1 protein-coding gene is annotated in these 565 nt (G+C 66.9%); it reads right to left on the bottom strand.

The features are described 5' to 3' along the window. Nucleotides 1-565: condensation domain-containing protein (locus tag IEY94_RS23195; RefSeq protein ID WP_229784384.1), on the bottom strand; the 565-nt coding region annotated here is incomplete at both ends.

Below are 565 nucleotides of genomic sequence, written 5' to 3'. Positions count from 1 at the left end.
GGAGGTCTTGGTGGTCGTAGGCGGTGAGGTCGGTGTCGCGGGTGTGGTGGAGGTGTTGGGTGAAGGTGGTGGTGGGTGTGGTGGTGGTGCGTAGGACGAGGGTGTTGACGAAGAAGCCGATGAGGGGGTCGAGGGCTTCGTCGGTGCGGCCGGCGGTGACGGTGCCGAGGGGGATGTCGGTGCCGGCGCCGAGGCGGGTGAGGAGGGTGGTGATGGCGGCGTGGATGGTGATGAAGAGGGTGGCGTCGTGGTGGCGGGCGAGGGTTTGGAGTTGGTGGTGGGTGGTGGGGTTGATGGTGAGGGTGGTGCGGTTTCCGTGGTGGGTGGGGGTGGGGGGTCGTGGGTGGTCGGTGGGGAGGGGTAGTTCGGTGGGGAGGTTGGTGAGGGTGTTGGTCCAGTGGGTGAGTTGGTGGTGGAGGTGGCTGTGGGGGTTGGTGGGGTTGCCGAGGTGTTGGTGTTGCCATTGGGTGTAGTCGGTGTATTGGAGGGGGAGGGGGGTCCAGGTGGGTGGTTGTTGGTGGGTGTGGCGGTGGGTGTAGGCGGTGGAGAGGTCGTTGGCGAGGGG

Source organism: Pilimelia anulata (assembly GCF_014647895.1).
In the GTDB taxonomy this organism is placed as follows: domain Bacteria; phylum Actinomycetota; class Actinomycetes; order Mycobacteriales; family Micromonosporaceae; genus Pilimelia; species Pilimelia anulata.
The sequence above is the reverse complement of the archived record's forward strand: the minus strand, read 5'-3'. Positions and strand labels throughout refer to the sequence as shown.